27 protein-coding genes are annotated in these 26999 nt (G+C 72.4%); 14 read left to right on the plus strand and 13 right to left on the minus strand.

The genetic code is table 11. The features are described from left to right. The first annotated feature begins 51 nt into the window (after positions 1-51). The 5 genes from WME89_RS17005 to WME89_RS17025 all read left to right on the plus strand — a co-directional run bounded on the left by WME89_RS17005 (position 52) and on the right by WME89_RS17025 (position 3977). Complete coding sequence (locus WME89_RS17005) at positions 52-1443, plus strand: TolC family protein (RefSeq protein ID WP_438010187.1); 1392 nt, start codon at positions 52-54, stop codon at positions 1441-1443. Between the two features lie 155 nt (positions 1444-1598). Continuing rightward, positions 1599-2330 carry a cytochrome c biogenesis protein CcsA gene (gene ccsA, locus WME89_RS17010; RefSeq protein WP_438010188.1) on the plus strand — a complete coding sequence of 244 codons (732 nt, stop codon included), beginning with the start codon at positions 1599-1601 and terminating at the stop codon, positions 2328-2330. Positions 2331-2334: 4 nt separating this feature from the next. Beyond that, positions 2335-2616 carry a CcmD family protein gene (locus WME89_RS17015; RefSeq protein WP_437626285.1) on the plus strand — a complete coding sequence of 94 codons (282 nt, stop codon included), beginning with the start codon at positions 2335-2337 and terminating at the stop codon, positions 2614-2616. After that, the gene (locus WME89_RS17020; RefSeq protein ID WP_199694562.1) at positions 2616-2759 is read left to right on the plus strand and encodes a hypothetical protein; all 144 of its coding nucleotides are present in this window, start codon (positions 2616-2618) and stop codon (positions 2757-2759) included. The genes WME89_RS17015 and WME89_RS17020 overlap by 1 nt, the downstream gene beginning before the upstream one ends. 93 nt (positions 2760-2852) lie before the next feature. Next, positions 2853-3977: an acyl-CoA dehydrogenase family protein gene (locus WME89_RS17025; RefSeq protein WP_437626286.1), complete on the plus strand. Its 1125-nt coding sequence runs from the start codon at positions 2853-2855 to the stop codon at positions 3975-3977. 132 nt (positions 3978-4109) lie between these two features. On the opposite strand, the gene WME89_RS17030 is transcribed toward WME89_RS17025, so the two are convergent. Both WME89_RS17030 and WME89_RS17035 read right to left on the minus strand, forming a co-directional pair. Then, positions 4110-5075 carry an FHA domain-containing protein gene (locus WME89_RS17030; RefSeq protein WP_438010189.1) on the minus strand — a complete coding sequence of 322 codons (966 nt, stop codon included), beginning with the start codon at positions 5073-5075 and terminating at the stop codon, positions 4110-4112. 269 nt (positions 5076-5344) lie between these two features. Continuing rightward, positions 5345-5494, minus strand: a complete 150-nt coding sequence (locus WME89_RS17035) for a hypothetical protein (RefSeq protein WP_155799138.1) — start codon at positions 5492-5494, stop codon at positions 5345-5347. A 267-nt stretch (positions 5495-5761) separates the two neighbouring features. On the opposite strand from WME89_RS17035, the gene WME89_RS17040 reads away from it, so the two are divergent. Then, entirely contained in the window at positions 5762-6988 is a 1227-nt protein-coding gene (locus WME89_RS17040; RefSeq protein WP_438010190.1) for a protein phosphatase 2C domain-containing protein, read from the plus strand. A gap of 14 nt (positions 6989-7002) precedes the next feature. Further along, a complete protein-coding gene (locus tag WME89_RS17045) occupies positions 7003-7683 on the plus strand; it encodes a pseudouridine synthase (protein ID WP_437626289.1) in 681 nt (226 codons plus the stop codon). Here WME89_RS17045 and WME89_RS17050 read toward each other — a convergent pair. The 6 genes from WME89_RS17050 to argJ all read right to left on the minus strand — a co-directional run bounded on the left by WME89_RS17050 (position 7680) and on the right by argJ (position 13128). Beyond that, positions 7680-8765 carry a dipeptide epimerase gene (locus tag WME89_RS17050; protein ID WP_438010191.1) on the minus strand — a complete coding sequence of 362 codons (1086 nt, stop codon included), beginning with the start codon at positions 8763-8765 and terminating at the stop codon, positions 7680-7682. The genes WME89_RS17045 and WME89_RS17050 overlap by 4 nt on opposite strands. 28 nt (positions 8766-8793) lie before the next feature. After that, positions 8794-9471 (minus strand): TlpA family protein disulfide reductase, encoded by a 678-nt coding sequence (locus WME89_RS17055; protein ID WP_438010192.1) that lies wholly within the window; start codon positions 9469-9471, stop codon positions 8794-8796. A 20-nt stretch (positions 9472-9491) separates the two neighbouring features. Continuing rightward, complete coding sequence (gene fabZ, locus WME89_RS17060) at positions 9492-9959, minus strand: 3-hydroxyacyl-ACP dehydratase FabZ (RefSeq protein WP_433936017.1); 468 nt, start codon at positions 9957-9959, stop codon at positions 9492-9494. A gap of 40 nt (positions 9960-9999) precedes the next feature. Further along, positions 10000-10599 (minus strand): OmpH family outer membrane protein, encoded by a 600-nt coding sequence (locus WME89_RS17065; RefSeq protein WP_437665967.1) that lies wholly within the window; start codon positions 10597-10599, stop codon positions 10000-10002. A 137-nt stretch (positions 10600-10736) separates the two neighbouring features. After that, positions 10737-11600 carry a hypothetical protein gene (locus WME89_RS17070; protein WP_438010193.1) on the minus strand — a complete coding sequence of 288 codons (864 nt, stop codon included), beginning with the start codon at positions 11598-11600 and terminating at the stop codon, positions 10737-10739. Between the two features lie 352 nt (positions 11601-11952). After that, a complete protein-coding gene (gene argJ, locus WME89_RS17075; RefSeq protein WP_438010194.1) occupies positions 11953-13128 on the minus strand; it encodes a bifunctional glutamate N-acetyltransferase/amino-acid acetyltransferase ArgJ in 1176 nt (391 codons plus the stop codon). 254 nt (positions 13129-13382) lie between these two features. Between argJ and WME89_RS17080 the strand changes: the two genes are divergently transcribed. The 4 genes from WME89_RS17080 to WME89_RS17095 all read left to right on the plus strand — a co-directional run bounded on the left by WME89_RS17080 (position 13383) and on the right by WME89_RS17095 (position 18319). Continuing rightward, positions 13383-14060: a DJ-1/PfpI family protein gene (locus tag WME89_RS17080; protein WP_438010195.1), complete on the plus strand. Its 678-nt coding sequence runs from the start codon at positions 13383-13385 to the stop codon at positions 14058-14060. 222 nt (positions 14061-14282) lie between these two features. Continuing rightward, entirely contained in the window at positions 14283-15893 is a 1611-nt protein-coding gene (locus WME89_RS17085; RefSeq protein WP_438010196.1) for a hypothetical protein, read from the plus strand. Between the two features lie 3 nt (positions 15894-15896). Continuing rightward, complete coding sequence (locus WME89_RS17090; RefSeq protein ID WP_438010197.1) at positions 15897-16754, plus strand: hypothetical protein; 858 nt, start codon at positions 15897-15899, stop codon at positions 16752-16754. 104 nt (positions 16755-16858) lie between these two features. Then, positions 16859-18319, plus strand: a complete 1461-nt coding sequence (locus WME89_RS17095) for a serine/threonine-protein kinase (protein ID WP_438010198.1) — start codon at positions 16859-16861, stop codon at positions 18317-18319. Positions 18320-18700: 381 nt separating this feature from the next. On the opposite strand, the gene WME89_RS17100 is transcribed toward WME89_RS17095, so the two are convergent. Further along, positions 18701-19510, minus strand: a complete 810-nt coding sequence (locus WME89_RS17100) for a fumarylacetoacetate hydrolase family protein (RefSeq protein WP_438010199.1) — start codon at positions 19508-19510, stop codon at positions 18701-18703. A 123-nt stretch (positions 19511-19633) separates the two neighbouring features. Beyond that, positions 19634-20200, minus strand: a complete 567-nt coding sequence (locus WME89_RS17105) for a class I SAM-dependent methyltransferase (protein WP_438010200.1) — start codon at positions 20198-20200, stop codon at positions 19634-19636. Positions 20201-20448: 248 nt separating this feature from the next. Between WME89_RS17105 and WME89_RS17110 the strand changes: the two genes are divergently transcribed. Next, complete coding sequence (locus WME89_RS17110; protein WP_438010201.1) at positions 20449-21117, plus strand: DUF2293 domain-containing protein; 669 nt, start codon at positions 20449-20451, stop codon at positions 21115-21117. Between the two features lie 19 nt (positions 21118-21136). On the opposite strand, the gene WME89_RS17115 is transcribed toward WME89_RS17110, so the two are convergent. Then, positions 21137-21736 (minus strand): HAD family hydrolase, encoded by a 600-nt coding sequence (locus WME89_RS17115; protein WP_437665955.1) that lies wholly within the window; start codon positions 21734-21736, stop codon positions 21137-21139. A gap of 599 nt (positions 21737-22335) precedes the next feature. On the opposite strand from WME89_RS17115, the gene WME89_RS17120 reads away from it, so the two are divergent. Beyond that, positions 22336-23274 carry a vWA domain-containing protein gene (locus WME89_RS17120; protein WP_438010202.1) on the plus strand — a complete coding sequence of 313 codons (939 nt, stop codon included), beginning with the start codon at positions 22336-22338 and terminating at the stop codon, positions 23272-23274. A gap of 69 nt (positions 23275-23343) precedes the next feature. On the opposite strand, the gene WME89_RS17125 is transcribed toward WME89_RS17120, so the two are convergent. Next, on the minus strand, positions 23344-24405 hold the full coding sequence (locus WME89_RS17125) for an LNS2 domain-containing protein (RefSeq protein ID WP_438010203.1): 1062 nt from the start codon (positions 24403-24405) through the stop codon (positions 23344-23346). 108 nt (positions 24406-24513) lie between these two features. Beyond that, entirely contained in the window at positions 24514-25683 is a 1170-nt protein-coding gene (locus WME89_RS17130) for an acyl-CoA dehydrogenase family protein (RefSeq protein WP_438010204.1), read from the minus strand. Positions 25684-26089: 406 nt separating this feature from the next. Here WME89_RS17130 and WME89_RS17135 point away from each other — a divergent pair, with 406 nt between their 5' ends. Beyond that, positions 26090-26995 carry a PAS domain-containing protein gene (locus WME89_RS17135; protein ID WP_438010205.1) on the plus strand — a complete coding sequence of 302 codons (906 nt, stop codon included), beginning with the start codon at positions 26090-26092 and terminating at the stop codon, positions 26993-26995. Positions 26996-26999 lie beyond the last annotated feature (4 nt).

Here is a 26999-nt window from a genome sequence, read left to right on the forward strand (position 1 = left end):
GCGAGCGCGCCGCGCAAGCGCGCGGCCGGCTCGTGCTACGTTGCGCCGAAAATGGCCCGACGCGCTGCACGAGCTGCTCTTGTCGCCGCTGCCGTCTCCCTCGCGGTCCGGCTCGCCCCGCCGCCCGCTGCCGCCGCGGACTCCGGCGAGGCCCCCCGGCGGCAGGCGGCGATCGTCCACGATCTCCCCCGCGTCCTCGCGCTCGCCGACCGGAACCACCCGAACGTCGCCGCCGCCCGCGCGCGGCTCAACCAGGTCCGCGCGCAGCTCGACGAGGCCCACTACGCCCCGTTCTCGCAGTTCAAGCTGACCGGCGGCGTCGCGCTCGCGCCGACCGTCCGCGGCAACAACGTCTTCAGCCCGAACACCGACGTCTCGCTCACCTCGAGCCTCGGCGTCGCCTGGCGCGCGAACCTCGACGGCGTCGTGCCGCTCTGGACCTTCGGGAAGATCACGAGCCTCTGGGACGCCGCCGAGGCGAACGTCCGCGTGAACCAGGCGAACGTCGAGAAGGAGCGTGACGCGGTGCGGCTCGACGTCCGCAAGGCCTACTTCGGCCTCCAGCTCGCGCGCGACTCGCGGAGCCTGCTCACGAGTGTGAGGTCCGAGATGGACAAGGCGCTCCGGCGCCTCGAGGAGCAGGTCGAGAGCGACGAGGGCGATCCCATCGAGCTCCTCAAGCTCCAGACCTTCGGGGCGGAGCTCGAGGCGCGCGGGGCCGAGGTCGACAAGTACATCTCGGTCGCGCTGGCGGGGCTGCGCTTCTACACGGGCGTCCCCGATCTCGACATCCCCGACGTCCCGATCCGCCCGCCGAAGCACCGGCTCGGGCACGTCAGCCGCTACCTGACCGCGGCGCGCCTGTACCGGCCGGAGCTCGCGCAGGCGCGCGCGGGCCTCGACGCGAGGACCGCGCAGGTGCGGCTCGCGCGCGCGCAGCTGTTCCCCGACATCGGCCTCGGCCTGCAGGCCGGGGTGAGCGCCGCGCCCGAGGTGGCCGACCAGCTGAACCCGTTCACCAGCGACCCCGGCAACTACTTCCACTACGGCGCCGCGCTGGTGCTGCAGTGGAAGCTCGACCTGCTCCCGCAGTCGGCGCGCATCCGCTTCGCCGAGGCGCAGCTCGAGGAGATGGCCGCGACGCAGCGCTTCGCCATGGGCGGGGTCGCGACCGAGGTAGAGACCGCCTACGCCGAGGTCGTGGAGGCCCAGCGGCGCCTTGACGCCTACACCAAGGCCGCCAGGTACGGGAAGCGCTGGCTCGTGATGGTGCAGCAGGGAATCGACGTCGGGACGATGGCGGAGAAGGACCTCATCGATCCAGCCAAGGCATACGCGACGAACCGGTTCAACCAGCTGAACGCGACGATGGATCTCGACATGGCGATGTCGCGCCTCGCCAAGGCGACCGGCTGGGACGCGATCGCGCCCGACGGCACCTGAGCGACGGGGCGGTCGCGCCGAGCGAGGGGGACCGTTCCGCGTCCCCCTCGCTCGGCGCGACCGCGCTTCTCCGCGGCTTGAACGCGGCCGTCCTTGGCACTACCGTGCGCGGCAGCATGGGAGCCGACGACGGGCGGGCGCCGCGCAAGGCGGTTTTGGCAGCGGATGCGGTGCGGCGTGGCGCCTCGGGAGGCTCCAGCGTCGCGTTCTCGGTCCTGCTCGCCGCAGCGGCCCTCGCGATCATCGGCACCCTCCATTTCGTCGCCTACGTCGTGCCGACCGAGGCCTCGATGGGGATCGTGCAGAAGATCTTCTACTTCCACGCCCCCGCCGGGTACGCGATGTACCTCGGCGCGACCGCCTGCTTCATCGGCTCCGCCGGTTACCTCGCGCGCGGCACCCAGTGGTGGGACTCGCTGGCGAAGTCCGGCGCCCAGGTCGCCGTCGCGATGGGCCTGATCGTCCTCATCACCGGCCCGCTGTGGGCCGCCAAGGCGTGGGGCGTGTACTGGACCTGGGACCCGCGCCTCACCACGTCGCTGCTCAGCGTTCTTATCTACATCGCCTATGTCGTGCTCCGCGCCTTCACCGGCGACAGCGACGCCGAGCGCAAGTTCGCTGCGGCCCTCGGCGTCCTCGGCGCGGCCAACCTGCCGATCATCCACTATTCGGTAAAGATGTGGGGCGGTAACCACCCCACGGTGATCACGGGCAAAGGCGGCGGCCTCGGGCACCCTGACATGAAGATGGCGCTCGGCTTCGGCTTCCTCGCGTTCACCCTGCTCTCCCTCGCGCTCCTGTGGGCGCGCCTCCGCGTCGATCTCGCGTCCGCGCGGCTCGCGGAGCTCGAGCAAGAGGCCCTTGAAGTCGGCATCGGAGAGGACTGAGAACGTGAATTCCCTTCATTCCTTGTTCGCGCACGCGGCCCTGCAGCAGCCCACGGGCACCACCGCATCGGACGACCGGTCGCAGGCGTTCCGCCCCGTACAGGGGGGGAACGAGCTCCAGAGCGGGGAGAAGCTGCTCGTCGAGGCCTACGCGGCGATCTGGCTCATCGTCTTCGCGCTGGTCTTCCTCTCCTGGCGCCGGCAGAAGCAGATCGATCGGCGCATCGACGCGCTCGAGGCCGCCTTGCAGCGGGCGCGGGCCGGCTCGGGCCAGGGGACGAGCTGATGCCGAATATCGGGGAGATGACCCCGCAGCACGCGCTCTACATCCCGGTGGTGCTGATGCTGGGGCTCATCATCGGCTACATCTTGGGCAGCCGCGCCGTGCGCGCCGAGCTGGAGCGACGCAGGCGCAGAATGAAGGAGTGACGGGGGCGCGAGCCCTCGTCCCGCCTTGCCTGCGGGCTCGGCCAGCGCCGCGCCCGCCCCACTAGCCGGAGGTCCCAGGTGGTCGATTTCTCTGTGAGCGAAGAGCACAAGGCTCTCACCGATACGGCGCGCCGCTTCACGAAGGAGCGCATCATCCCGATCGCGGCCGAGTGCGATCAGAAATCGCACTTCCCGATGGACGTCTTCGAGGAGGGCTGGAACATCGGCCTCGTCAACCCGACCTGCCCGGCCGAGTACGGCGGCCCGGGCATGGGCGAGTACGAGAACGCCATCCTCGCCGAGGAGCTCTCGTACGGGTGCACCGGCATCCAGACGAGCTTCCTCGCGAACGGGCTCGCGCTCACGCCCATCAAGCTCGCGGGCAACGAGGATCAGAAGAAGAAGTACCTCGGCATGCTGACCGCCGAGCCGATCATGGCGAGCTACTGCACGAGCGAGCCGGACGCGGGCAGCGACGTCGCCGGCCTCAAGACCCGCTTCACGAAGCACGGGGACGACTACGTGCTCAACGGGCAGAAGTGCTGGATCACGAACGCGACTTTCGCGCGCTTCTACGTGATCTTCGCGACCTCGAACCCCGAGCTCCGGCACAAGGGCATCGCGGCGTTCATCGTCGATCGCGACACGCCCGGCCTCCGCGTCGGCAAGAAGGAGGACAAGCTCGGCCAGCGCGCGAGCGACACCGCCCAGGTGTTCCTCGAGGACGTGAAGGTGCCGAAGCAGAACCTCCTCGCGCCGGAGGGGCAGGGCTTCAAGCTCGCGATGGAGACCTTCAACCAGACGCGCCCCGACATCGGCGCGGCCGCGACCGGCCTGATGCGGCGCTGCGTCGACGAGTGCGTCGCCTACGCCAAGGAGCGCAAGACGTTCGGCCAGCCGATCGGCAACCACCAGCTCGTCCAGTGGATGATCGCGGAGATGGCGATCCGCGTCGAGGGGACGCGCCTGCTCTACCAGAAGGCCGCGTGGAACCTCGATAACGGGGTGCGCGACCCCATCGTCTCTAGCTTCGCGAAGGCGTACGGCGCCGACAGCGCGATGCAGACCGCCGTCGACGCCGTCCAGGTGTTCGGCGGCAACGGCTACGTGAAGGAGTACCCCGTCGAGAAGATGATGCGCGACGCGAAGGTCCTCCAGATCTACGAAGGCACGAGCCAGATCCAGCGCATCGTCATCGCGCGGCAGCTGCTGTCCTAGCGCGCCCAGCGGCGCGAAGCGGGGCCGCCGAGGCGCCAGGAGGGGCCGCTCTCGCCCCGGCGCCCCGCGCGCCTCGCCGCGGCGGCTCGCCCCGCGCGCCGAGTCAGCCGTTCGTCGCGCGAGCGGGCGACGTCACGTCTGAGGGTGCCAGATCAGCGTCAGCTCGGGGCCGAGCGTGAGGGCCAGGCCCTCGGCGGGGACCATCACGCGGCGGACCTTCTGGCCCGCGTACCTCGTCCCGTTCGTCGAGCAGAGATCGAGCGCCATGACCTCGGTGCCGTCGCGCAGGAGCAGCAGGTGGGTCCGCGAGATGTGCGTGCTCAGGACGGCGCGCAGCCCGCGGTCCAGGCAGTTGTCGGCGCGCCCGAGCAGCACGCCGTCGTCGAGCGCCTGCTCGGGCAGCTCGACCGCGGCGCTGCGCTCGCTCGACTGGAGCGTGAGCCGCACGTACCCCGTCTTCGCCCGCGGGGCCAGCATGTCCTCGATGTGCGAGACGGGTCGCACCGACGTGATGTGCGATATCTCCCCGCGCGCGAAGCGGTGGCTGGTCGTGATGCCCTCGGTCGGCGCCGGCGGGGCGGCGCCCTCGACAGCGGCCTTCTCCGAGACGCTCTCGAGCGCGCGCGGCGGCTCGCTCATGCCGCACGAGCTCACCTGCAGCACCCTCGACGAGGCGCGGGGGCCGACCGGGAGCCCGCCGACGACGTGCCGGCCGATGCGCACGAGCAGCGGGCCGCTGACCACGATCGAGCGCCGCGGCACGTCGTCGTCCACGAAGAACGGGATCGATGTCTGCAGGTCCATGAGCCGCAGGCCGAAGCCGCCGTCACCGAGGTTGCAGCAGGTGGCGACCAGGTGGCGCACGCACACGTCGTCGCCCGACGCGAACTTCACGTCGCAGCGCGGGTGCGAGCCGAACACGGCGTACGCGCCGGTGTTCGCGGGCATGTCCAGCCACGCGACGTCCCCGCCCGACACGCGGAACAGCCGGTAGCCCTCGACCATCGGCGACTCGGGAGGGTTCAGCGCCATCACCGCCTCGGCGGTGGACAGGGCGCGCCGCATCGTCGCGACGTCGATCCGCGGCTGTACCGTCATCGCGCGCTCCAGGTTCTGCGCGACGCCGCGTCCGGGGGCGTTCGCCGCGCCGGCCACGTCGGCCCGCCGAGCTCGGGCGTGAACGGCGGAATCGCTGTGCGAGCCTGCGGTGAGTCCGCGGCGCGAGCGGGCGTGGTGGATGGCAGACAGCAGCAAGGCCTCATGCGGTCGAGCCGGATCCTACCGGAATTTTTTGTCTGAGGCTCTTTCGCTGCGCGCCTCGAATCTGCTGCGTCGGCGGGCTCGGGTCGAGACGACGGTGGCGCGGCTCAGCTCACGCCGACGCTGACCTCCGCAACGAGCTCGCCGCCCCAGCGCCAGAAGGCCACCGAGCGGCTGAACAGGAGGATGACCTCCAGCCCGAGCCCACCGCCGAATTCGAGCCGAAAGCGCCCGGCATCCACTTCGATGAGTTGCATGCCCCCGGAAGACGCGAGAGTCGGGCCAACCGTGGATCCGTGCGCGCTGAACGCTGGTGTGTCCGCCGGGGGCACGGCCGCGCCGCGCCAGGGCCGCGGGGCGCGCCGGGCCCGCGCCGGCGTGCCCCCGGCCACCCTGGCGCGGCGCGCTGGCGCGATCCGGGGGGCGGCAGGGCGCGCACGCCGGCGGGGGCGAGCGCCGGCGTCGCCAGGCGAGCGAGCGTGGAGCGTCCGACCGCAGCGAGCGATTTTGACGCCGCCCGTGCGGTGTCTATCCTGGTCGCGGTGTCCCGGATCCTCCCGCGCTTCGACTACCGCATCGAGTTCGCCGCATCGACCGATGTCGGCCTCGTCCGCTCGAGCAATGAGGACCGGCTCCTCTGCTGCCCCGAGCTCGCCCTCTTCGCCATCGCCGACGGCATGGGCGGCCACGCCGCCGGCGAGGTCGCCGCGCAGATCGCGATCGACACGGTGCGCGACGAGGTGCTCCTCCCGCCCGCGGCGGCGATCCTCGACGCGTACGTGGCCGACCCCAACATCGAGGCGCGGCGCGAGGTGTTCGCGCTGCTCCGCCGCGTGGCCGAGGCCGCGCACGCCGCCATCCTCGAGGCGCGCCGCAAGGAGCCGAGCTACCAGGGGATGGGCACCACGCTCGACTTCGTGGTGCTCGCGCACAGCCGGGCCTTCTTCGCCCACGCCGGCGACAGCCGGGCCTACCTGGTTCGCCCGACGACCACCGTCCAGCTCACCCAGGATCACGCCCTCTACGATACGCTCCGCGCGGCCGGCACCCCGACCCCGGCCAGGAAGCCGCAGCGCAACCCGCTGGTGAACGCGATCGGGCTCGCCGGCACCGTCTCCGTCGACACGCTGTTCGTCGATCTCTCGCGCGGCGATCGCATCCTCCTCTGCACGGACGGCATCCACAACGCGATCGACAGCGAGGCGTCGCTCTCCCGCTTCTGCGCGAAGGGCGGCCCCGAGGACGTCGCGGCCGGCCTGCTCAAGCACGCGCGCGAGCGGGGAGGGCTCGACAACGCGAGCGTGATCGTCATCGACATCAAGGAGCGCTTCGTGAAGCGCGCGGACGACGCGGGGCCGTCGTCGCGCGACCTCTCGGTGCTCTCCGCGTGCCCGCTCCTCGCCGGCATGAGCCCGGCCGCGGTGCTCGGCGCGCTCGCGGCGGGCGTCGAGGTGGAGCTCAGCGCGGGCGACCGGATCCCGCGCGACGTCGCGAGCGATCTCGTCGCTTACCTGGTGCTCGACGGGACGGTGGATCTGCCCGACGGGCGGCGGATCGGCTCGTCCGGCCTGCTCTTCCCCGAGTCGCTCGTGGGCGCGCGGCGCAAGGGGGACCTGCCCGTGGCCGCGGCGCGGACGCGGCTCATCCGGATCCGCAAGGACGACTTCGCCGAGGTCTGCGACCACGACGCGGAGCTCGCGGCCGCTCTGTACCAGCGGCTGGCGCGGTACCTCGCCCTCGGGACCGGCTGAGCGCGGCCCTCGCGATGCAGCTCTCCCTGCTCCACCTGGACGACCGCGTCGCGGCGTTCGCGAAGCCGTCGGGGCTCCTCGTGCACCGCGGCTGGGGCGACGCGCCGGTCGTGTTCGTCGATCTCGCCGAGCGCGCGCTGGGCCGGAAGGTCTTCCCGGTGCACCGCCTCGACCGGGCGACGAGCGGCGTGCTGCTCGTCGCCCTCGACGCCGTCGCCGCGGCGCTGCTCGGGGCGCAGTTCGAGAAGGGCCTCGCGCAGAAGCGCTACCTGGCGCTCGTCCGTGGCGTGCCCCCGGAGCGCGGGTGCGTCGATCACCCGATCCCGCGGCGAGAGGGGGGGCCGCGCGTGCCGGCCGTCACCGACTTCGAGCGCCTCCACGCGCTCGAGCGCTATGCGGTGGTCGAGGCGCGCCCGCGCACGGGCCGCCTGCACCAGGTGCGGAGGCACCTCAAGCACATCAGCCACCCGATCATCGGCGACGTGAACTACGGCAAGGGCGAGCACAACCGGCTCTTCCGCGAGCGCTATGCGCTGCACCGCCTCGCGCTGCACGCGGCCGAGCTCGCCGTGACCCACCCCGGCACGGGCGCCCTGCTGCGCATCGCCGCGCCGCTGCCCGAGGACCTGCGCGGCCCGTTCGACCAGCTCGGCGTGCCGGCGTGGGTCGGCGCGGTGCCCGCGGCCTCTGGCTAGCGACGCTTCGGGGCCGCGCCGTGGCCCGCGCCGATGCCCTCGAGGGAGAGCGCCGGTCCCGCCTGGGTGAAGCCGCCTTCGAAGGGGTTCTCGGCGAGGAACATCGGCGTGTCGAGATCGACGAACGAGAACCCGCCGAGGCCGGCGGCGAAGCACGCCGATGCCGTCATCGCGAGCACCGACTCGACCATCCCGCCGATCATGAGCCGGAGCCCCGCCGCCCGGGCGACCGCCGCGATGTCGAGCGCCTCGGCGATGCCGCCCTTCATCAGCTTGATGTTCACCGTCGTCGCCGCGCGCTCCGCCGCGACGCGGAGGACGTCCGCCGCGCAGGTGACGCTCTCGTCGGCGGCCACGTCGACGCCGGCGCGCCGCGTGACCTCCTTCATGCCCTCCCAGTCGTCGCGCGGGACCGGCTGCTCGAGGAGCGCGACGTCCGCGCCGAGCCGGCGCGCGTGCGCGACGAGCGCGATCGCCTCGCCCGCCGTGAGCCCGCCGTTGCCGTCGAGGATCAGCGACGCGCGCGGCGCGGCCGCGTGGATCGCCTCGACGCGCGCCGGATCCGACGCGGCGAGCCGGCCGCCGACCTTCACCTTGAGGACGCCGAAGCCCATGGCGGAGGCGCGCCGCGCGGCCTCCTCCGCGCGCTCCGGGGAGCCCGTGGTGATGGTGATGTCGGTCGTCAGCGCCGTCCCGGCGCCGCCGAAGAAGGCCCAGAGCGGCATGCCCGCGCGCCTCGTGAGCGCGTCGAGGATGGCCGTCTCGATCGCGCAGCGCGCCGCGCCCGCGCCGCCGTCCGCCGCCGCGCGGAGCGCGCCCGCGATCGCACGCCACGCGCGCGCGTCCGCGCCCTCGGCGGCGCCGCGCATCGCGAGGGCGGCCGCGCGCGACGCCTCCTGCGTCTCGCCGTTGAAGGCCGGCAGCGGCGCCGCCTCCCCGAAGCCGAGCGTCCCGTCCGCGAGCTCCGCGGTGACGAGGAGGTTCTCCGCGCGCTCCTGCGCGCCGCCGGCGATCCCGAACGGCTCGTGCAGGGGGATGTCGAGCGCCTCGACGGTGATGCGTCGGATCAGGGTAGGGGACATGAGCGCGATCGCCGCCTTTGCTCGAGCCTCACGGCGCGGATCGGCCGCCGCCGCCCGGCTCGGGCGGCGCCGCGGCCGGGGGAGCTGCCTCGGCCGGGGGAGGCGCCGCGGCAGGCGCCGCGGCCGGGGCAGGCGCCGGCTGGGCGAGCAGCGCCTCGATCTCCCGGGAGATCTTCTCCTCCTCGCCGTCCTCGTAGCCCGCGTGGATGTGGCGCACGACGCCGCCCCGATCGATCACGAACGCCGTCGGCATCCTCCGGGGGTTGTACGTCTTCACCGCGCTCTGGTCCTTGTCCCAGAGGACCCTGAACTTGACCTCGGCCTCGTTCGCGAACGCCACGATCTGCTCCTTCGAGACGTCCTCCGGGGCATCGAGGGCGACGGCGATCACGGCGACGTCGCCGCCGAAGCGATCGACGATCTTCTGGTACTCGGGGAAGGACTTCCGGCAGGGGTGGCAATAGGTCGCCCAGAAATCGACGATCACCACCTTGCCGCTCGCGTCCCTGAGCGTGGCGGGCCCCTCGCCGCTCACGACCTCGGCCGCGAGCTCGGGCGCCGCGGAGCCGACCAGGCCGCCGCCGGTCTCGGGCGTCGGGGGGGCCGGGGGCGCGGCGCCGCCGCAGCCGGCCGCGAGGGACAGGGCAAGCGCCGCGCAGAGGGCGGCGGCGATGCGGGCGAACGAAGGCGACAGGCTCCGGCTCATGAAGAGATCTCCCTCTCGGATCAGGGCTCGCGATCGACGATGGAAGCGAGCATCTCGCCCTCGGCGCAGAGCGTCCCGTCGACGCTCGCCTCCCCGCGCAGCTTCCAGACGTTCGAGCGGTGGTGCAGCACCTCGACGTACAGATCGAGCCGGTCGCCGGGCGTCACGGTGTGGCGGAACTTCGCCTTGTCGATGCCGAGGAAGAACATGAGGTTCGACGTCGCGTCGAAGGGGTCGGACGCATACGCGAGGATGCCGCCGAGCTGCGTGAGCGACTCCAGGATCAGCACCCCGGGCATGATCGGCCGCTGCGGAAAGTGCCCCTGGAACCAGGGCTCGTTGTAAGCGACGCACTTGTAGCCGCGGATGCTCTTGTTGGCGGTGACCTGCGTCACCCGGTCGACCATCACGAGCGGATAACGGTGCGGCAGGATCGACAGGATCTGATGGATGTCGAGCGTGACGGGCTCTTGGGTTCGGTCGGGCAAGGCCGGCTCCTTTCACGGCGTGGAGCGCGCGCGGAGCGCGCTACTTCGCCTCGTCCTTCTTCTCGGCCTTGTCGCCGCCCGCCTCCTCCTCGCCGCCGCCGCCGGTGTTGTAGAGCTGGATGATCTGCTCCGTGAGATCGAGGTCGGCGCGGACGTAGGGGGCCGCCTGCTTGTCGAGGATGACCTCGTAGCCCGACTTCTTCGCGAGCCGGGCGACGATGATCATCATCTTCTTGATGATGGGCCCGGTGAGCTCGCCCTGCTTCTTCTGCAGCTCCTTATTGTAATCGACGAACACGGTCTGGAGCTCGACCATCTGGCGCTGCCAGTCCTCCATCCGCTTCTGCAGCGACTCGCGCGAGAGCACGCGCGACTGCTTCTCGATGTCCTCGCGCGCCCGCTGGAGCTCGGTCTGCTTCGCGTCGAGCTCCTGCTGCCGCCGATCGAAGAGCTTCTTCAAGGTGGCCTGCGCGCGGATGCCGTCCTCGGTCTGCATCACGGCGTGCTGCACGTCGACGACGGCGAGCCGGGTCTCGGCGGCGGCGACGCCCGGCGCGGCGAGGGCGAGCGAGACGACGACGGCGCGGGCGACTCGGACGAGGAGCGGCGCGGGCCGATGCACGGGGGAGCGGGCGACCATCCGAGGCGATTACCCGCCGCGTGACGGACGGTCAAGGTGTGCGGGGCAGGGGCCGCGGAAGGTGAAGGTGCGCTGACGACGGCCCCTCCACCGTCGCGGAAGGACGGCGGAAGGGGCCTCGGTCGACGACGCAGGTGTCAGAGGCACTCGCCGGAGATGCAGTCCTCGCCGTCGGCGCAGGGCTCGTCGAGCGTGCACTCCGGCGCGATCTCCTCCCGGGTCTTGCAGAAGCCTCCCTCGCACCGGACGAAGCGGCTGTCGATGAGCCTGCAGGCCTGCTCGCTGGCGCACGGGTAGTGGCAGTAGCCGTCCTCCATGCATTCCTGGCCCTGGGCCGCGCACGCCGTGCCGCCGCAGCCGGGCTGCGGCGAGGGGTCGGCCATGCACGCGCCGGTCGCCGCATTGCAGACCTCGCCGGGCGCGCAGTCCGCGTGCGTGGCGCAGCCGGCGGCGCAGGCGCCATCGACGCAGAGCGCGCCGCCCTCGCACGGCGACGCGTCGCTGCACTCGGGGTTCTCGGGATCGGGGACGCAGACCCCGCGGTCGCAGAGCGTGCCGGGCTCGGCGCAGGGGACGCTGTCGGAGCAGCCCTCGGCGCACTCGCCGTTGACGCACACCCGGCCCGTGCCGCACTCATAGCTGAACTCGCACGCCGCGATGCAGAGCCCGTCGACGCACCGCGTGCCGTCCTCGCACGCCTCGTCGCCGTCGCAGGGACAGGTGGTGAGCTCCGCGTCGCAGGCGGCCTCCTCGCCGCCCGCGCCGCCCTGGCCTCCGCCGACCCCGTCGGCGCCGCCCTGGCTCCCGCCGACTCCGCCGGTCCCGATCTCGGGCTCCGCGGGGTGACACCCGTAGCCGTCACAGATGAAGCAGTTCTCGCCGTCGCTGTCGCACTGGAGCGAGGCGTCACCGCAGCCGCCACAGCCCGCCGCGGTCGCGGCGATCGTCAGAAACAGCGCGCCTCGACCCAGGATCTTCGCAAGGGGGGAATGAAGAAGCATCGAAGTCCTCCAGCGGCGGCCGGCACCGGCGCGGCCCTCCCGCACGACTACCATGCCGCGCGCTAACACGCAGCGTGCCACGGGGCAGCGGTCGAGGATGACGGCGAAGCAGGACCGGCCGTTCGCGCTGTGAACCTGCGTTCACCTGCTCTCGTCGTGCGGGGTTCACTGGGGCCGTGCAGCGCGAGGGAAAGCCGCCGCGCCGGCCCGGGAGGGGCTCTGCCGGTCGCGGCAGGCGTATCCCGTCAGGGCGAAGGCCTGGGCGCGCTCGACGCGGGCGGCGCCGCGGAGGGCGCTGCCGGGGCGGCCGCGGAGCGCGCTGCGGGCGGGGCCGCGGAGCGCGCCGCGAGGATCATGAACGGTAGCCGGCGTTCACGTCGACGTACCCGTGCCCGAGATCGCTCGTCAGGTAGGCGAAGCCGCCGGGGCCGCTGCCGAGCACGAGCTCGATCACGTAGGTGTCCTGCGCGAGCACCTCGTTCGCCTTGCGCTCGGCTTCCGCCCCTACGGGCGCGCCGTTCCGCACGATCGGGATGCCGCCGACGAGGATCTCGGCCTGGGACGGGTCGAACGGGACGCCGGCGCGGCCGGCGGCGGCCAGCAGCCGTCCCCAGTTCGCGTCCTTGCCGAAGAGCGCGGTCTTCACGAGCATCGACGTGGCCACCGTGCGCGCGACGGCGCGCGCACCGTCGCGCGTCGCGAGCCCGCGGACGCGGATCTCGGCGACGTGCGTGCTGCCCTCGCCGTCGGCCACCATCGACCGGGCCAGCTCGCCGCAGACCTCGGTGAGGCCCGCCGTGAGCTCGTCGCGCGAGACACGGCGCTGCGAGGCGCCGGACGCCAGGAGGAGCACCGTGTCGTTGGTGCTCGTGTCGCCGTCGACGGTGCACGCGTTGAACGTCACGTCGCACGAGGCCGACAGCGCCTCGTTCGCCTCGCCGGGATCGAGCACGGCGTCCGTGAACAGGAAGACGAGCATCGTCGCGTGGGGCGGCCCCACGTCGGGGTGGATCATGCCCGCGCCCTTGCCGATGCCGAGCAGCGTGGCGCCCGCGCCCAGCTTGCGCTGCGAGAGCTTCGTCCAGCGGTCGGTCGTGCAGATCGCCTGGGCGAAATCGAGGTAGCCCTCCGGCGACAGGCGCGCCGACAGCTCGGGGACGCGCTCGATGATCCGGTGCGCCGGCAGGACGGCGCCGATGACGCCGGTCGAGGCGGGGAGGACCTCGTCCTCCGAGGCGCCGATGGCCTCGGCGACAGCGCGCGTCGTGTCGAGGGCCGCCTTCCAGCCGGCCTCGCCCGTGCAGGCGTTGGCGCACCCGCTGTTGACGACGACGGCGCGGGCGCGCCCCGACCGGACGCGCTGCATGGCGATGTCCACGGGCGCCGCGCGCACCAGGTTCCGCGTGAACGTGCCGGCCACCACGGCCGGCTGATCGGCCACCGCGAGCGCGACGTCGATGCGTCCATCTTTCCGGATCCCGGCGCTGATGGCGCCGAAGCGAAACCCTGCAACTGGCTCAAAGCTCATGAGGGCGCGAAGTCTATGCACGAACGCGCCCCGGGAGAAAGCGGCATTGGGGGGGCCTCCGCGGCGTCGCCCGCGCGTCGCGCGGCGCCGCGACGAGGAAGCGCGCAAGCGAGCAACCGAGCAAGCGACATAGAGCGCCGCGAGACAGCGGATTCAAGCGGCCCGTGCCGCGCGGGAGCTTGACTTTCAGGTCGCTCTTGGAAGCTCATGGCTCACGCTCTGGCCCTCTCATCTCCGCTCGAGGAAGACCCGCGATGACGCAGATCGGTTTGCTGCTCTTTCCCCGGTTGACGCAGCTCGACCTCACCGGCCCGTTCGAGGTCTTTGCCCGCATGCGCGGCGCCAGCGTGCATCTCGTCTGGAAGGCGGCCGCGCCGGTCACCTGCGATCGCGGGCTGACCATGACACCGACCGTGAGCTTCGCCGGTTGCCCGCAGCTCGACGTCCTCTGCGTGCCCGGAGGGCCGGGGCAGATCGACCTGATGGAAGATGACGAGACGCTCGACTTCCTGCGGCGCCAGGCGGCGGGCGCCCGGTGGGTCAGCTCGGTCTGCACCGGCTCTCTGCTGCTGGGCGCGGCCGGGCTGCTCGAGGGGTATCGCGCCACCTGTCACTGGGCCTCGCGCGACCAGCTCGCGTTGCTCGGCGCCACGCCGGTGGCGGAGCGGGTCGTGATCGACCGCGACCGGGCGACCGGCGGCGGGGTGTCCGCCGGGATCGATCTCGCGCTCCGCCTGGTCGCCGAGCTCGCGGGCCGCGAGCAGGCCGAGGCCATCCAGCTCAGCATCGAATACGACCCGGCCCCGCCATTCCAGGCCGGATCGCCCGACCACGCCGACCCTGCGGTGCTGGAGCAGGTGCGGCGAGCGACGGCGCCGATGCTGGAGAGGCGGCTCTCGGCGACCCGAAGGGCGGCCGCGCGGCTGGGCTGAGGGCCGCCCGGGCGACGGACTGTCCGCGGAGCGCCGCGCAGTCCCGGGTCGCCTTCGCGACGAAGCTCTTCGTCTCTCTTCGTTCCGAGCGCTTGTCCGCGATGCGCTCGACTTCGGCGAGCTTTCCGGGCTTCTTCGCTGTCCATTCCCGCTGATGGGGCGGCGGGTGAGACGTCGGGAGGCGGCCGGGCTGAGCGCGGCATTTGCAATGCTTCGCGACCGATGGCCGCCGTCCGGATTGTCGACATCAAAGGTCTTTATCTCCCGGGCTTTCCGGACGGCTCGGCGCCGCCAGGGACGACGCGCGCGGCTGGATACAGCCCCGGATACAAGAGCCAGGATGACCAGGGTCGCATCTACATCAATCGAGATCTCGACGGGGAATGGGCAAGGAATACGCAGCTCATCGAGATCACCGTCGAGGTGACGGGCCTGGAGGGCGAGCTCCCGGATGACGCGCGGATCCGCTGGAGCGCGCGCGACCCGGACGACCCGTTCAACGAGCGGCCGGAGGTGCACCCGGACTGGGCTCCCACGCTGGACGAGAACGACTTCGACGCTTCGGGGAGCTACGTGACGTCGGCCGGGGAGGACAACGAGGGGACGACGGACAGCCGCACGGGCTGGGAAGAGGTGGAGGGATACGCGCTGTCCGACGCGACGGAGACCAGCGCGAGCACGGCGATCTCGGGAATGAGGAGCACGATCCGGCGCCGCATGACGGACATCGCCGGCGACAACCTGATCGTCCGCGCCGAGCTCGACGGCGTCGCGGAGGCCGCCGGCGACGAGACGGGGATCATGACGCTCTGGCGCCGGATCGACGTCGAGTACATCCGGATGGAGAGCGCGCCCTCGCTGCCCGTGGACGAGGTGCCGAAGCACTTCGAGCCGGTCTTCACCCAGCTCGACTTCGCCGAGGAGCGGGTGATCCAGGACCGGCGGCGCCTCGCGCTCGACGCGAGCACGCTCGGCGAGACGGCCTCTCGCTTCGTGAGCGAGGTCTTCTCCCACGCCGGGGAGCCGGGCTGGTTTTGCCTGATCGCCGCGCTCGAGCCGCACCCGGTGCCCCAGGCGCGGGGCGCGCTGCTGTTCACCGGGATGGTCACGATCCTGGACGGCGGCGAGGGCGAGCGGCGCAGAGAGTACGTGGAGATCCCGGGAGACCACCCGGACGCGAGCCAGGTCACGTTCCGCTGGGACGGCGAGCAGATCGGCTTCGCGGTCGCGATGGCGGCCGTCCTGGCCGACCCGCCGCGGACGCAGCTCTGGCTCGAGCCGCACGACATCCAGAGCCAGTTCACCGCCGGCGACGGGTCCGTGGCGCACGCGTACAGGGACCGCCTCTTCTTCTTCCCGCGGGCCCGCCGCCGGGGCGCGGCGTGGGAGCCCCCGGGGTATGGCCTTCCCCGGCGCGTGGAGGCCGACGTGCGGGGCCCCGGGGCCGCCTACGTCGCCGGCATGAGCCCCACGATCGACATCGGGCCAGCGAGGTACTTCGCCGGCAGGACCATCGTCTTCACCCAGCACCGGGCGTGGTGGGACCCGGAGCGCGAGCAGCCCCGGCCCGGCTACGAGCGACACACGCTCCACACGGTCGTCCACGAGCTCACGCACGCGTTCGGGATGCCTCACAAGTGCGGCTATTTCGATTACCTGACGCCGCGTCAGACGACGTGCTGCATGAACTACCGCTCCCACTGGATGATCGACGCCGATCAGCAGCTCATCCCGGGGACCGCCGGCCGGGTCGGCCACGATCTCTGCGGGCGTCACGTCAAGGAGACCCGGCGCGTGCGCCTGGAGGACAACAGGGGACTGCGATGGAGGTGAGCCATGTCGGATGACCGCGCTCGGGGCGAGGGAGAGCCGGCCGGTCCGCCCGGTCTGGCGCTGCGCTCGCTCGAGCACGAACGCCGCTACGTGCTCGGTTTTCCCCTGCACGTGGCCGTCACGGTCTGCGCGGATCGCCCCGGCGCCTGCATCCGGCGGTTGCCGCGCGCGAGCTGGGCGGGGAGCGCCGGCGCGATCGGCGTCCGCCTCGCGCGGGCCGATACGGGCGAGGAGGTCGTCTGGATCGAGCCCTCGGGGATCGTGGTCCGCGAGCTCGGCACGCCGGTGTTCCGCCTCTGTCCGGGCGCGTGCCGGCGCATGCTCGTCGACCTCTCCTCGTATCTGCCCGCGGGGATCGGGCCCGGGCACCACGCGCTGGCGGTCGTCTACGCAGGACCGCCGGATCGCGTGGAGAGCCCGCCGGTGCCGATCGAGCTCGCGGCGCCGAGCCCGGAGCAGCAGCTGGAGCTGCAGCGGCTCGCGCCCGAGATCGTCCGCGCCGGCTCATGGGGCCGCTGGACGAGCCTCCCTCCGGAAGGCGGCGAGCCGGTCGCAGGCGGTGTGGCGCGCGACGATCCGCTCCGCTTCAACCGGATCTTGCGCTACCTGATGTACGGTCCGGAGTCGCTCTGCGACGTGGATCCGGCCCTGCTCGACGTGCTCGACGGCGTCTACGAGCCAGAGGCCCACGCGCTCCGCGCCGAGCTGCACGCCTCGCGGGGAGACACGGCGCGCCTCGCGGAGCAGGCGGAGCTCATCCGGACCAGGTACCCGGGGCTCGCGTGGTGGATCGAACGGATCGAGGCAGGACAGAGCGAGCTCGGCTTCGTCCGGGCGTGCCGGGCTACTTCGCGCGGGTGATCGCTCATCAACGCCTCGCTCTTCCCGATCGCACCGCGTCGTGCCCCTTGACCGCGGCGCGCGGGGTTCCGAACATCCTCGATGGTGAGAGCGAAGGTTCGTTCATGATCGACGCGCAGACGCTGGGGAGGGAGCTCGCGGGCCGGTACAGCGTGGAGGGGCTGCTCGGCGTGGGCTCGATGGGCGCCGTCTTCCGCGCCCGCCACCTCGCGCTCGCGCGGGTCGTGGCGATCAAGGTGCTCACCGGGCACGCGGACCCGAACGCCGGGGAGCGGATGCTGCGCGAGGCGCGGATCTCGGCCCTCATCAAGTCGCCGCACGTGGTGAGCTGTTACGACTTCGGCTTCCTCTCGAGCCGGTCGCCGTTCATGGTCATGGAGTACGTGGGCGGCCCGTCGCTCGCCGCGCGGCTCCAGAGCGGGCCGCTGCCGCTCGACGATCTGCGGCGCTACATGCTCCACGCGGCGCGGGGGATGGCCGCCGCGACGGAGCTCGGGGTGATGCACCGCGACCTCAAGCCGTCCAACATGCTGATCGCGCCGTCCGGGGAGCTGAAGGTCGCCGACTTCGGCCTCGCGCGCCTCACGGCCACGACGGGGCCCACGGCGCTCCGCGAGCAGCCCCTCACCGCGATGGGGACCGTGCTGGGCACGCCTTTCTACATGGCGCCAGAGCAGGCGTGGAGCCCGCAGGAGAGCGACACGCGGGCGGACATCTACAGCTACGGCGCGTCGTTCTACCACGCGGCCACCGGGCAGCGGCCCTTCGAGGAGCACGAGCTGCTCCCGCTGCTGCTCGCGCACCGGCAGGACATCCCGGCCCGGCCGCGGGCGCTCCGGCCAGAGCTCGACGAGGACGTGCAGGCCGTCCTGGAGCGCTGCCTGGCCAAGGACCCGAAGGATCGCTTCCAGTCCTTCGAGGAGATCGAGGCCGCGCTCGTGGGCGCGCCGAGCACGCGCTGGGTCGATCCGCACGATCTGACGCTGCGCATGTACCTGGAGCAGTACCAGCGCGTCCGCCCCGTGCTCCTGGCGGGCGGGCCTGCCGGGCCGGTCACCGCGTTCCAGTTCCACGGGGACCGGACGCTGGCGATCGTGCGCGCGAACATCGCGGGCGTGCCCGCGGACGCCCTCGTGAGCTCGGATGACGGGCAGCTCACCATGTCGGCCGGCGTGGCGCTCGCCCTGAACCACGCGAGCGGCGGCGTGTGCCACATGGAGACGCGCAAGTACGTGCCCGTGCGCCACGGCGGGGTGGTGGTCACCTCCGCCGGCCGGCTGAACGCGCGGTTCGTGTTCCACGCGATCACGCTCGACTGGGATCACGTGGCGACGTACCGCCCGACCCGCGACCTCATCCTGCGGCTCCTCGAAGGGTGCTTCTATCACGCGGACACGATGAAGCTGCGCAGCATGGCGCTGCCCCTGCTCGGGGCGGGGAGGGCGGGCTTCTCACCCGCCGAGTGCCTGGACACGATGATCGAGTTCCTCGTGAAGGCGATGCTCCTCGGCGGGACCGGGCTGTCGCACGTCACCATCGTGCTCCGCGACGGGCAGCCTTTCTGAGGTGCCTCTGGGCTCGGCGGGGCCGCGCGCCGTCGCGCCAGCGCCCGCGCCGAAGGCGAGGAGAGCCATGGGGTGCCACTGCCGGTAGTTCGCAGGAGATGTCATCGGTGACCTCGGATATCTGCTGCGGCGTGCGCGCACGCCCCGGGACGGGGCGCCACGGCGGCCGCGGCGATGGGGTGGAGGGATGCGTTCTCCTGCGGGACATTGCACGGAGCCTGCCACGCCGGTCAGCGCAGGCGATCGCGCGCAGGGCCGGCGATCCCGTCGGTGGAGCGGGCAGCGCCGGCGCCCGGTCGATGCCGGAACGCCGCAGGTGCGATGGGCGGGTGAGTCGAGCAGGCAGCACCGGCGGGACGCCGGCTCCAGCCTGTGCGGGCTTCAGTGCGCGCTGCGGCCGTTGCCCTGCGACGCGACGGAGACGCGCAGCGCGCCGATCCCGGGCGCCGCGGCCGTGGCGCCCCCGATGTCGATGACGAGCTCGTCGCCGGACACGAGCGGCCCGACGCCCTGCGGCGTCCCGGTCGCGATGACGTCGCCGGGCTCCAGGGTCATCACCCGGCTGATGTAGGAGACCAGCGCGGGCACGCCCCAGATCATCTGCGCCGTCAACCCGTCCTGCCGCACCTGGGTGTTCACGAGGCCGCGCACGCGGAGCGCCGCCGGGTCGAGGTCCGTCTCGATCCACGGCCCCACCGGGCAGAACGTGTCGAACCCCTTGCCCCGCGTGAACTGCACGTCCTTCCGCTGCAGATCCCGCGCCGTGATGTCGCCCAGGCACGTGTAACCGAGCACGTGATCGAGCGCCTCCTCGGGCCGCACGGCCGTGCACCGGCGGCCGATGACCACGCCGAGCTCGGCCTCGTGCTCGACGCGGTTGCTCTCCGGCGGGAGCACGATGGCCTGGCCGGGACCGATGAGCGCCGAGGGCGGCTTGAGGAAGAGGAGCGGCTCGACCGGGACCTCGTTCCCGAGCTCCTGCGCGTGCGCGGCGTAGTTGCGCCCCACGCAGACGATCTTCGTGGGGAGCACGGGGCAGACGAGGTCGACGTCGGTCCACGCCACGGCCTCCCCCGTCGTCTTGCCGCCGAGCCACGGCGGCTCGTCGTAGACGAGCGCAGCCGCGCCCTCGAGGCGGGCGAAGAAGGCCGGGCGATCCTGATCCGGGGGCGCGATGCGGGCGAAGCGCATGCCGCGAGCAAAGCGCGATCTCCGCGTCGCGGCAAGCCCGCGCCCTGCGGCGCGACGCAGGCGCGCGCCTTCGCGCCGCCGGCGGCCGTCACGCCGACGACGACGCCGCGGCGGCGGGCGGCCTCACGCCCGCTTCCGCGCGATGAGGCGCGCCTCGTGGCGCCCTTCCTCCAGCCATCCCTCGTCGTATCGGATCACCTCGAGTCCCTCGCCGAGGAGCCCGGGGAGCTCGCCGTCGTCGAGCAGCCAGCGCGCGCTCGGGCGCGGGTGCCGCAGCAGGTTCGACCGCGTCGGATGCACGATGACGAGGTGGCCGCCCGGCGCGAGCTCCGCCGCGCACGCGGCGAGCCGGCGCTCGAGGAAATAGAAGATCAGGATCATGTCCCAGGGCCCGCCGGGGAGCGGATCGCGCTCCACGTCGAGCGCCACCGTGCGCAGCGCGAGCCCCTCCCGCGCCGCGGCGCCCCGCGCGATGCCGAGCCCGACCTCGGAGATGTCGGCCAGGGTCACGTCGAGCCCGCGCCGCGCGAGCCACAGGGCGTGCCGCCCCGCGCCGCCCGCGAGATCGAGCGCGCGCCCGCGCCGGGGAAGGAGCGGATCGAGCGCAGTGAGCACCGCCGAGGGCTCGCCCGGCTCGGCGCGCCCCTCGCTGTAACGAGCGTCCCACGTGATGCGATCGTCGTCCGACACACTGGCCTCCTGCTCACGTCGACGGCTCGCCCGCGAGCCGCGCCTCACCCGACCCGATGATGGCAAAGGACACACGCCCAGCGTAGCTTCTCGCGCCGCTCCTCGACGCTTCGCCCCGGCGCTCCGGACGGGGCGCGGCCGGCGCGGCGGAGACAAGCCGCCCGTGCGGCGGCCGCGGCCGCGGCAGCGCCCGGCGCCGGCGGCTGGACGCGCGGCACGACCTGGCCTACCAGGCCGGCCGTCCCGCCATGACCGAGTGCCTGACCCTGGCCCCGACCCCGGATCCCCGCCGCTTCCGCGCGCCCGACGGCGCGCTGCTCTCGCCGCCCGAAGGCTGGGCGTGCCTGCCCCCGGGTGACGCCGGGCTCACCCGGCGGGTGAAGCTCGCGGGCCCGTCCTGGATGGTGGTCGAGAAGCGCGGGAGGAAGACGTTCTCCCGGGGCCTGTGGGCGCCGGCCGCCACCATCGAGGCCGCCCGCGCCGCGATCGAGGCCGAGCGGAGCACGCCCGCCTACGCGAAGAAGCGGGAGTCGGACGCCCGGCGGCGGGAGCGCGACCAGGCGGAGTACGTGCGCGAGTTCGAGGCCGAGGTGGCGGCGTTCCTCCGGTTCTCGCCGCGCTACGCGGCGCTCGCGCGGGCGGTCGCGACCAAGGTGACGCTGCACGCGACCCCGGTGGGCAGCGGCACCGTCGCCCGCACGGAGCGGATCCCTGTCGCGCGGCGCGCCGAGTCGGCCGTGATCGCCTGGATGCGGCACCAGACGACGGCCTATGACTCGATGTCGATCCCGCGCGTGAAGGGGATGCGCCGAGAGGTGCGGCGCGAGCTCGCGCAGATCTCGCGGGTCGTCCTCGATCTCCACCGCAACGACGCGCCGCACGCCAGCGCGTCGTGCCCGCTCTGCGCGGCGGTCTGACGCCCGCGACGCCGGCGCGTCACGCGTCGAGCAGCCCCTCGCCGACGAGCCGGGCGCGCAGCCCCGCGGCCCCGTCGAACAGGTGCGCGCGCATCCCGACCGCGGCCGCGGCGTCGCAGTTCTCCGCGCGATCGTCGACGAACAGGCAATCGCCCGCGGCGACGCCGATGCGGCTCACCAGCCGATCGAAGAACTCGCGCGCCGGCTTGCGCACGCGCAGGTGATGGCTCGAATAGACACCCTCGAACAGCCCATCGAGCGCGAACGCCTCGCGCACCTCCTCGACCCACACGGGGTAATTGCTCGCCACGAACCGCAGCGCGCGGCCCTCGAGCGCCTCCACGACCTCCCGCACGCCGGGCAAGAAGCGATATCCCGCGCGGCGCACCCGGTTGAACGCCTCGATGTCGAACGAGACGCCCTCGGCGCCCGCGCGGAAGAACCGGCGGACGAACTCGGCCTCGTCGATCTCGCCCGTCTCGAACGCCGGCCAGCACGTCGGGTCGCGGTGCCTGGCGACCTCGGCAGGCGCATCGGCCCGGATCGCCGCGGCGAGCGCCTCGCGGTAAGGGTCATAAAGGACGGTATCCATCAGATCGAAACAGACCGCGCGGACCATGCGCGGCGGAGCCTAGCACCGGCGCCTCGCCCGTGTGAGCGCGCAGATCACATCGGCGTACAAGCCTATTGCGTTCACACGGGCGAGTTGCGGTGTAGGCGCTACACGCGTGATGCGGTACATCGGAGCATATCTCGCACTGCGCAGCTTTCTGTCGTATAGTCCTCACGGGTCGCGGGGCTTCCGCGAGCCCGGTCCGGCACAGATCGCCGGCTCCTGAGGCCTCGTGGGGCCTTCGGGATTTCATACCGGCGCACAGCGCTGGCACTTGATTGAAGAGGAGTCAGGCCATGAGATTGGCGACGATGGCCATTGCCCTGTCAATGGTGACCGCGGTGGGTGCAGCGTGCGGCGGTGGCTCGGGCAACCAGGACGGAGATTCATCACAGAACAGCTCGGGTGCTGGAAATAGCTCGCTTAGCGGTAATGGCTCGAGCAACAGCTCGAGCCATGGAAGCGGGGGTGGCGACAACGGTTTTGGCGCGGGCGGCGATCTGGACCTGGGCGGTAATTCCAGCGCAGCAAACACAGGGAGCGGCGCCTCGACGGGCGCTGGCGACGCGTGCGCCACGAAGACGTCCGAAGCCGGGTTTCAACAGGTGTACCTCGCCTTCGCCTTCGACGTGTCCGCCAGCATGGGCGCGAACGACGTCGAGTGGCGCAGCAAGGCGCTCAAGTGGGATCCCGTCGTGGCCGCGACGAAGCAGTTCTTCGTGGATCCGGCGTCCGAGGGGTTCAAGGCGTCGCTCACGTTCTTCCCGGGCGCGGGCGGGCGGAGGCAGATGTGCCTACGCGACACGTACACGACCCCGGATGTCCCGATGACGGTGCTGCCCTCTCCGGCGTTCGGCGAGGCGATCGATGCCGTCACGCCCCCGGACGACAACAGCTGGCGCATCGGCACGCCGACGGCCTACGTGATGCAAGGCACGGTCGACTTCATCGTGGCGGAGCGGCAGCTGAACCCCGGCAAATACGCGATCGTGCTCGTGACCGACGGCTATCCTGAGCAGTGCGGCGGCGGCGCGGACTCGATCGACGTCGTCGCGGAGAGCGTCACCGAGGCGCGCGCCAGCGACATCTCGACCTTCGTGATCGGGGTCGACAGCCCGCAGGTGGAAGGCGCGCCGCCGAGCCTCGCCAACCTGCACCAGCTCGCGGAGGCGGGCGGCACGGGAGAGGCGTTCATGCTCGACACAGGCAACGCCGCCGCGACCTCGGCCGCGTTCACGGCGGCCATCGAGGAGATCCGCGGCGCCGCTGTCTCGTGCACGATCCCGATCCCGCCGGCCCCCGAAGGGAGATCGTTCGACAAGCAGAAGGTCAACGTGACGTACACGAGCACCACGACCAGCGCTCCGACGACCCTCGGGTACGACCAGAGCTGCGCGACCGAGAGCGCGTGGCGCTACGATGACCCCGCGAACCCGACCGCGATCGTGCTCTGCGACGGCACATGCGCCTCGGTGCAAGCCCAGTTCGAGGTGTCCCTGGGCGTCGATTTCACCTGCGAGGACGTGATCGAGGTCCCGCTCTGAGCTGCGGTGTTCACCCGCCGGCGCGCCCTCGACAGGGCCGCGCCGGCGCGCGGGCGCGGCGCCCCCCGCTCAGGGCGCGCAGGCGGCGGGCCGGCTGAACAGCGCCGGGGCGAGGCGCCGGTAGTCGTCGTGGCGCACGCCGCCGCGGAGGTCGCCGCCGAGGTCGTAATAATAGCAATGCGAGGGGGCGATCCCCGCGGCCGTGTAGGTCGCCACGTCGCTCGGCATGTTGCCGAAGCCGAACGAGGGGACGATGCCCGTGCGCGCCTTGAGCCACCCGAGCTCGATGGTCTTGTACCTGGCCGCCGCGCGGCCGAAGGCGCCAGCGACGCCGATGGTGGTGCGGAGGATGCCCGGCGGGAAGCCCTGCTCTCGCAGCCAGACTCTGGTGCTGCCCACGAGCCACTCGGGGCGCGCGGTCACGTAGAACAGGTAAACACCGCTGCTGGCGAGGGCGTGCATCGCCTCGGCGGCGCCGGGGTGGGCGTCCGGCGGGGCGCCGCCGAGGAGCTCGCCGAGCATGGCGACCTCGCCGGAGGTGAGCGTCCCGTCGATGTCGGTGACGGCCACCCGCGCGCCGGGCGGGAGGACCTCGATGAACAGGTCGGCGCTCGTGCCGTCGCCGGCGACGGCGAGGTGGACGCGGTGCCGGCCTACCTCGAGGCGCCGCCCCGCGGTGAGATCGAGGTAAACGCGCCCGCCGGTGTCCGGGATGCCCTCCGTGGTCGGGTGCAGGTGGTCGTCGTCGCTCGTCCGGAAGGCGCCGAGCCGCTCCCAGTCACCGCTGCAGCCGCGGAGGAGATAGGCCTCGACGTCCTCGTCCTCGAGGTCGTCGTCCTGCGGCCCGTAGGCGAACTTCGCGATGGCCCACTGCGGCCCTTCGGCGCGCACGAAGAGGTCGCGCCCGCGGTGGCGCGGCCACCCGCTCGCGACGTGGCGCGAGCGCGTGTGCCGGAACCCGCGCGGCAAGGCGGCCGGCGGCGGCGCGTCGCAGGCCGGCCGCGCGGGGCAGGCGCCCTCCCGCGGCGGCGCGGGCGCGGGCGCGGGCGCGGCGACGGTGCGCGGGGCGCCGGCGCAGGCGGCGAACGACAGGGCGGCGAGGGCCAGCGGGGCGAGCGGAGCGGAGCGCAAGGCGGGATCACCTATACCGCGGCGGCGCGGCGGGGCGCGATGAGGTCGCGCGGCGCGCGGGGCCGCGCGCGCTCTCGGGCGGGGCGTCCCGAGGAGCGCGGCGAGGGCTCAGGTCCAGAAGCCTGTCGCGTGCCCGAGGAGCGCGGCGCCGGCCTGGCCGAACCACCCCTCCGCGGCGGCGGCGTGCTGCGAGAACGTGTGGATATCCCGGAACCGCCGCTGCACGGGCGACGCGTTGCGGGCGACGCCGCCCCCGCCGGCCTGATAGCAGGTGTCCACGGCCCGGGACGCCACCTCCGTGACCCAGGCGAGGGCGCCCGAGATCCGCGGCGCCATCGCCGCGGCGGCGGCGGGGTTGTTGACGCAAGCATCCCAGAGCTCGTCGCCCGTGTCGCGCAGCAGGGCGCGGGCGGCGCGCACGCTCGTCTCGGCGCGGCCGAGGTGCACCTGGAACACCGGCGACTCCGCGAGCTCGGCGCGCGCGTACAGCCGCTTCTTGCCCGATCGCGCGAGCGTCACGACGTCGTCGAGCGCCCCCTGGGCGATGCCGACCGCCACGGCGCCCATGTGGAGCACGAAGTGCAGGACCGGCGCGACGAAGCCCGGGCCGGCGATCGACGGCTGGCCCTGGAAGATGTCGAAGCTGTTCGCCGCCGGGCAGAACGCCCCTTCGATCATGATGTCGTGGCTGCCCGTGCCGCGCAGGCCGAGCACCGACCAGGTGTCCATGATGCGCACCTCGCTCGCGGGGAACAGCATGCCCCGCAGCTCTGGAACGTCGCCCGCCGGGCCCATCCGTGGGCGGCCGCCGTCCATGAGCACGCAGTTCCCGAACAGCCAGCTGGCGTGCTCGCAGCCGCTCGCGAAGCTCCAGCGCCCCGTGACGCGGTAGCCGCCCTCGGCCGCGTGGGCCTCGCCCTGCGCGTTGAAGCCGCCGCCGATGATCACGTCCGGCCCGCCGGAGTACACGGCGTCGAAGCGCTCGCGCGACAGGAGCGCGAAGAGGTGAGGGCTCTCCGACCCGATCATCACCGTCCAGCCGGTGGCCCCGTCCGCGCGGGCGAGCGTCTCCAGCACGTCCATCCCCGTGCGCAGGTCCACCTCGTGGCCGCCATGGCTCCTCGGCAGGAACATCCGGAAGCACCCCGCGGCCTTGAGCTGCCCGAGCAGGTCCGCCGGCAGGCGCCGCGCCTCCTCGATCTCCGCGCTGCGCGAGGAGATCGTGGGGGCCAGATCACGGACCGCTTGAAGCACCTTCGCTGCGTCTTCGTTCCTCATCGCTATCGCTCGCTCCTTGACGTCGAGGGTTGGCAGAGCCCGTGTAGGCCCGGCAAAACGGCTCATCGTATCTCGGCTGTCCAGCGCCGCGCGGACTTTCAGCCCCGCTCGCGGGAAGGAGGGGCCTTGAGCGGGCGGGTCTCGAAGATGACAGGCGACCACACCGACACCGATGCATCTCTGCCGAGCTCGCCAGCTGTCGCCAGGACGGCGCTCCCGGTCCGGCGAGAGCAGGAGCGCCGCCCGGTGCCTCGCCCGGAGCAGGCCGTGATCGGGGACGGCGCGGTGGTGTGGAGCGAGCGTCTCGTGGTAAGGGAGGCATCACCAGTGCGGGGGGCGATGGCGCGGTCCACGAGCCGTGACGTCAACGCTGCTGCGTCTCGCCCAGGGAAGGTGGGGATTGTCGATGCAGAGCATGACCGGATCCGGGGCGGAGGCTGACGGCATTCAAGGCGAGCTGGATAGCGCTCGCCGCAGGATCGCCGAGCTCGAGCGGGAGATCGCCGACGTCGCCGTGAAGGAGGCGCGCCTCCGCGGGCTTGTCTCCGCGAGCCCGATCGTCATTTATACCTGCAAGCCGTCGGGCGATTACGGTGTGACCTACATGAGCGAGAACGTGTGCCGGTTCTTCGGCTACACGGCAGAGGACTTCACCTCGGACTCGTCGTTCTGGGCCGAGCGCGTTCACCCCGACGACATGGATCGTGTCTTCCGCTCGCTGGAGAAGCTCTCCGAGCACGACTACACGAAGCACGAGTATCGGTTCAAGCACGAGGACGGGCGGTGGCGCTGGGTCCACGACGACGTAGCGCTGTCCAGGGACGCGTCCGGGAACGCGATCGAGTGTGTCGGTTTCTGGCAAGACGTGGACGAGCGCCGCACCGCCGAGGAGCTCATCCGGCGCCAGAGCGAGTCGCTGCGGGAGATGTCGACGCCGCTCGTCCCCATCAGCGAGCACGTGGTCGCCATGCCCCTCATCGGGCTGATGGACTCGCACCGCGCGCAGCAGGTCCTGAGCACGCTGCTCGACGGGATCGGCCGTACGGGCGCCCGGGTCGCGATCATCGACATCACGGGCGTGGCCCTGGTGGATACGTACGTGGCGAGCGCCCTCATCCGCTCTGCGAAGGCGGCGCAGCTCATGGGGGCTCAGGTGGTGATCACGGGGATCCGGCCCGAGGTCGCGCAGATGCTCGTCTCGCTCCAGATAGATCTCAAGGGGATCGTGACTTCCGGGACCCTGCAGGCGGGCATCGCGGTCGCCCAGTCGCTGGCCCGGGTGGACGCCGCGGAGCGCGCCCGCCCGGCCTGAGCCC

It is taken from the genome of Sorangium sp. So ce321, assembly GCF_051530195.1.
Classification (GTDB): Bacteria; Myxococcota_A; Polyangia; order Polyangiales; family Polyangiaceae; genus Sorangium.

Excerpts from the sequence above, each read along its gene's own strand:
- WME89_RS17005 (WP_438010187.1), top strand. The coding sequence starts at position 52 with ATGGCCCGACGCGCTGCACGAGCTGCTCTTGTCGCCGCTGCCGTCTCC.
- WME89_RS17020 (WP_199694562.1), top strand. The coding sequence starts at position 2,616 with ATGCCGAATATCGGGGAGATGACCCCGCAGCACGCGCTCTACATCCCG.
- WME89_RS17030 (WP_438010189.1), bottom strand. The coding sequence starts at position 5,075 with ATGACGGTACAGCCGCGGATCGACGTCGCGACGATGCGGCGCGCCCTG.
- WME89_RS17035 (WP_155799138.1), bottom strand. The coding sequence starts at position 5,494 with ATGCAACTCATCGAAGTGGATGCCGGGCGCTTTCGGCTCGAATTCGGC.
- WME89_RS17045 (WP_437626289.1), top strand. The coding sequence starts at position 7,003 with ATGCAGCTCTCCCTGCTCCACCTGGACGACCGCGTCGCGGCGTTCGCG.
- WME89_RS17050 (WP_438010191.1), bottom strand. The coding sequence starts at position 8,765 with ATGTCCCCTACCCTGATCCGACGCATCACCGTCGAGGCGCTCGACATC.
- WME89_RS17055 (WP_438010192.1), bottom strand. The coding sequence starts at position 9,471 with ATGAGCCGGAGCCTGTCGCCTTCGTTCGCCCGCATCGCCGCCGCCCTC.
- WME89_RS17065 (WP_437665967.1), bottom strand. The coding sequence starts at position 10,599 with ATGGTCGCCCGCTCCCCCGTGCATCGGCCCGCGCCGCTCCTCGTCCGA.
- WME89_RS17070 (WP_438010193.1), bottom strand. The coding sequence starts at position 11,600 with ATGCTTCTTCATTCCCCCCTTGCGAAGATCCTGGGTCGAGGCGCGCTG.
- argJ (WP_438010194.1), bottom strand. The coding sequence starts at position 13,128 with ATGAGCTTTGAGCCAGTTGCAGGGTTTCGCTTCGGCGCCATCAGCGCC.
- WME89_RS17080 (WP_438010195.1), top strand. The coding sequence starts at position 13,383 with ATGACGCAGATCGGTTTGCTGCTCTTTCCCCGGTTGACGCAGCTCGAC.
- WME89_RS17085 (WP_438010196.1), top strand. The coding sequence starts at position 14,283 with ATGGCCGCCGTCCGGATTGTCGACATCAAAGGTCTTTATCTCCCGGGC.
- WME89_RS17090 (WP_438010197.1), top strand. The coding sequence starts at position 15,897 with ATGTCGGATGACCGCGCTCGGGGCGAGGGAGAGCCGGCCGGTCCGCCC.
- WME89_RS17095 (WP_438010198.1), top strand. The coding sequence starts at position 16,859 with ATGATCGACGCGCAGACGCTGGGGAGGGAGCTCGCGGGCCGGTACAGC.
- WME89_RS17100 (WP_438010199.1), bottom strand. The coding sequence starts at position 19,510 with ATGCGCTTCGCCCGCATCGCGCCCCCGGATCAGGATCGCCCGGCCTTC.
- WME89_RS17110 (WP_438010201.1), top strand. The coding sequence starts at position 20,449 with ATGACCGAGTGCCTGACCCTGGCCCCGACCCCGGATCCCCGCCGCTTC.
- WME89_RS17115 (WP_437665955.1), bottom strand. The coding sequence starts at position 21,736 with ATGGTCCGCGCGGTCTGTTTCGATCTGATGGATACCGTCCTTTATGAC.
- WME89_RS17130 (WP_438010204.1), bottom strand. The coding sequence starts at position 25,683 with ATGAGGAACGAAGACGCAGCGAAGGTGCTTCAAGCGGTCCGTGATCTG.
- WME89_RS17135 (WP_438010205.1), top strand. The coding sequence starts at position 26,090 with ATGCAGAGCATGACCGGATCCGGGGCGGAGGCTGACGGCATTCAAGGC.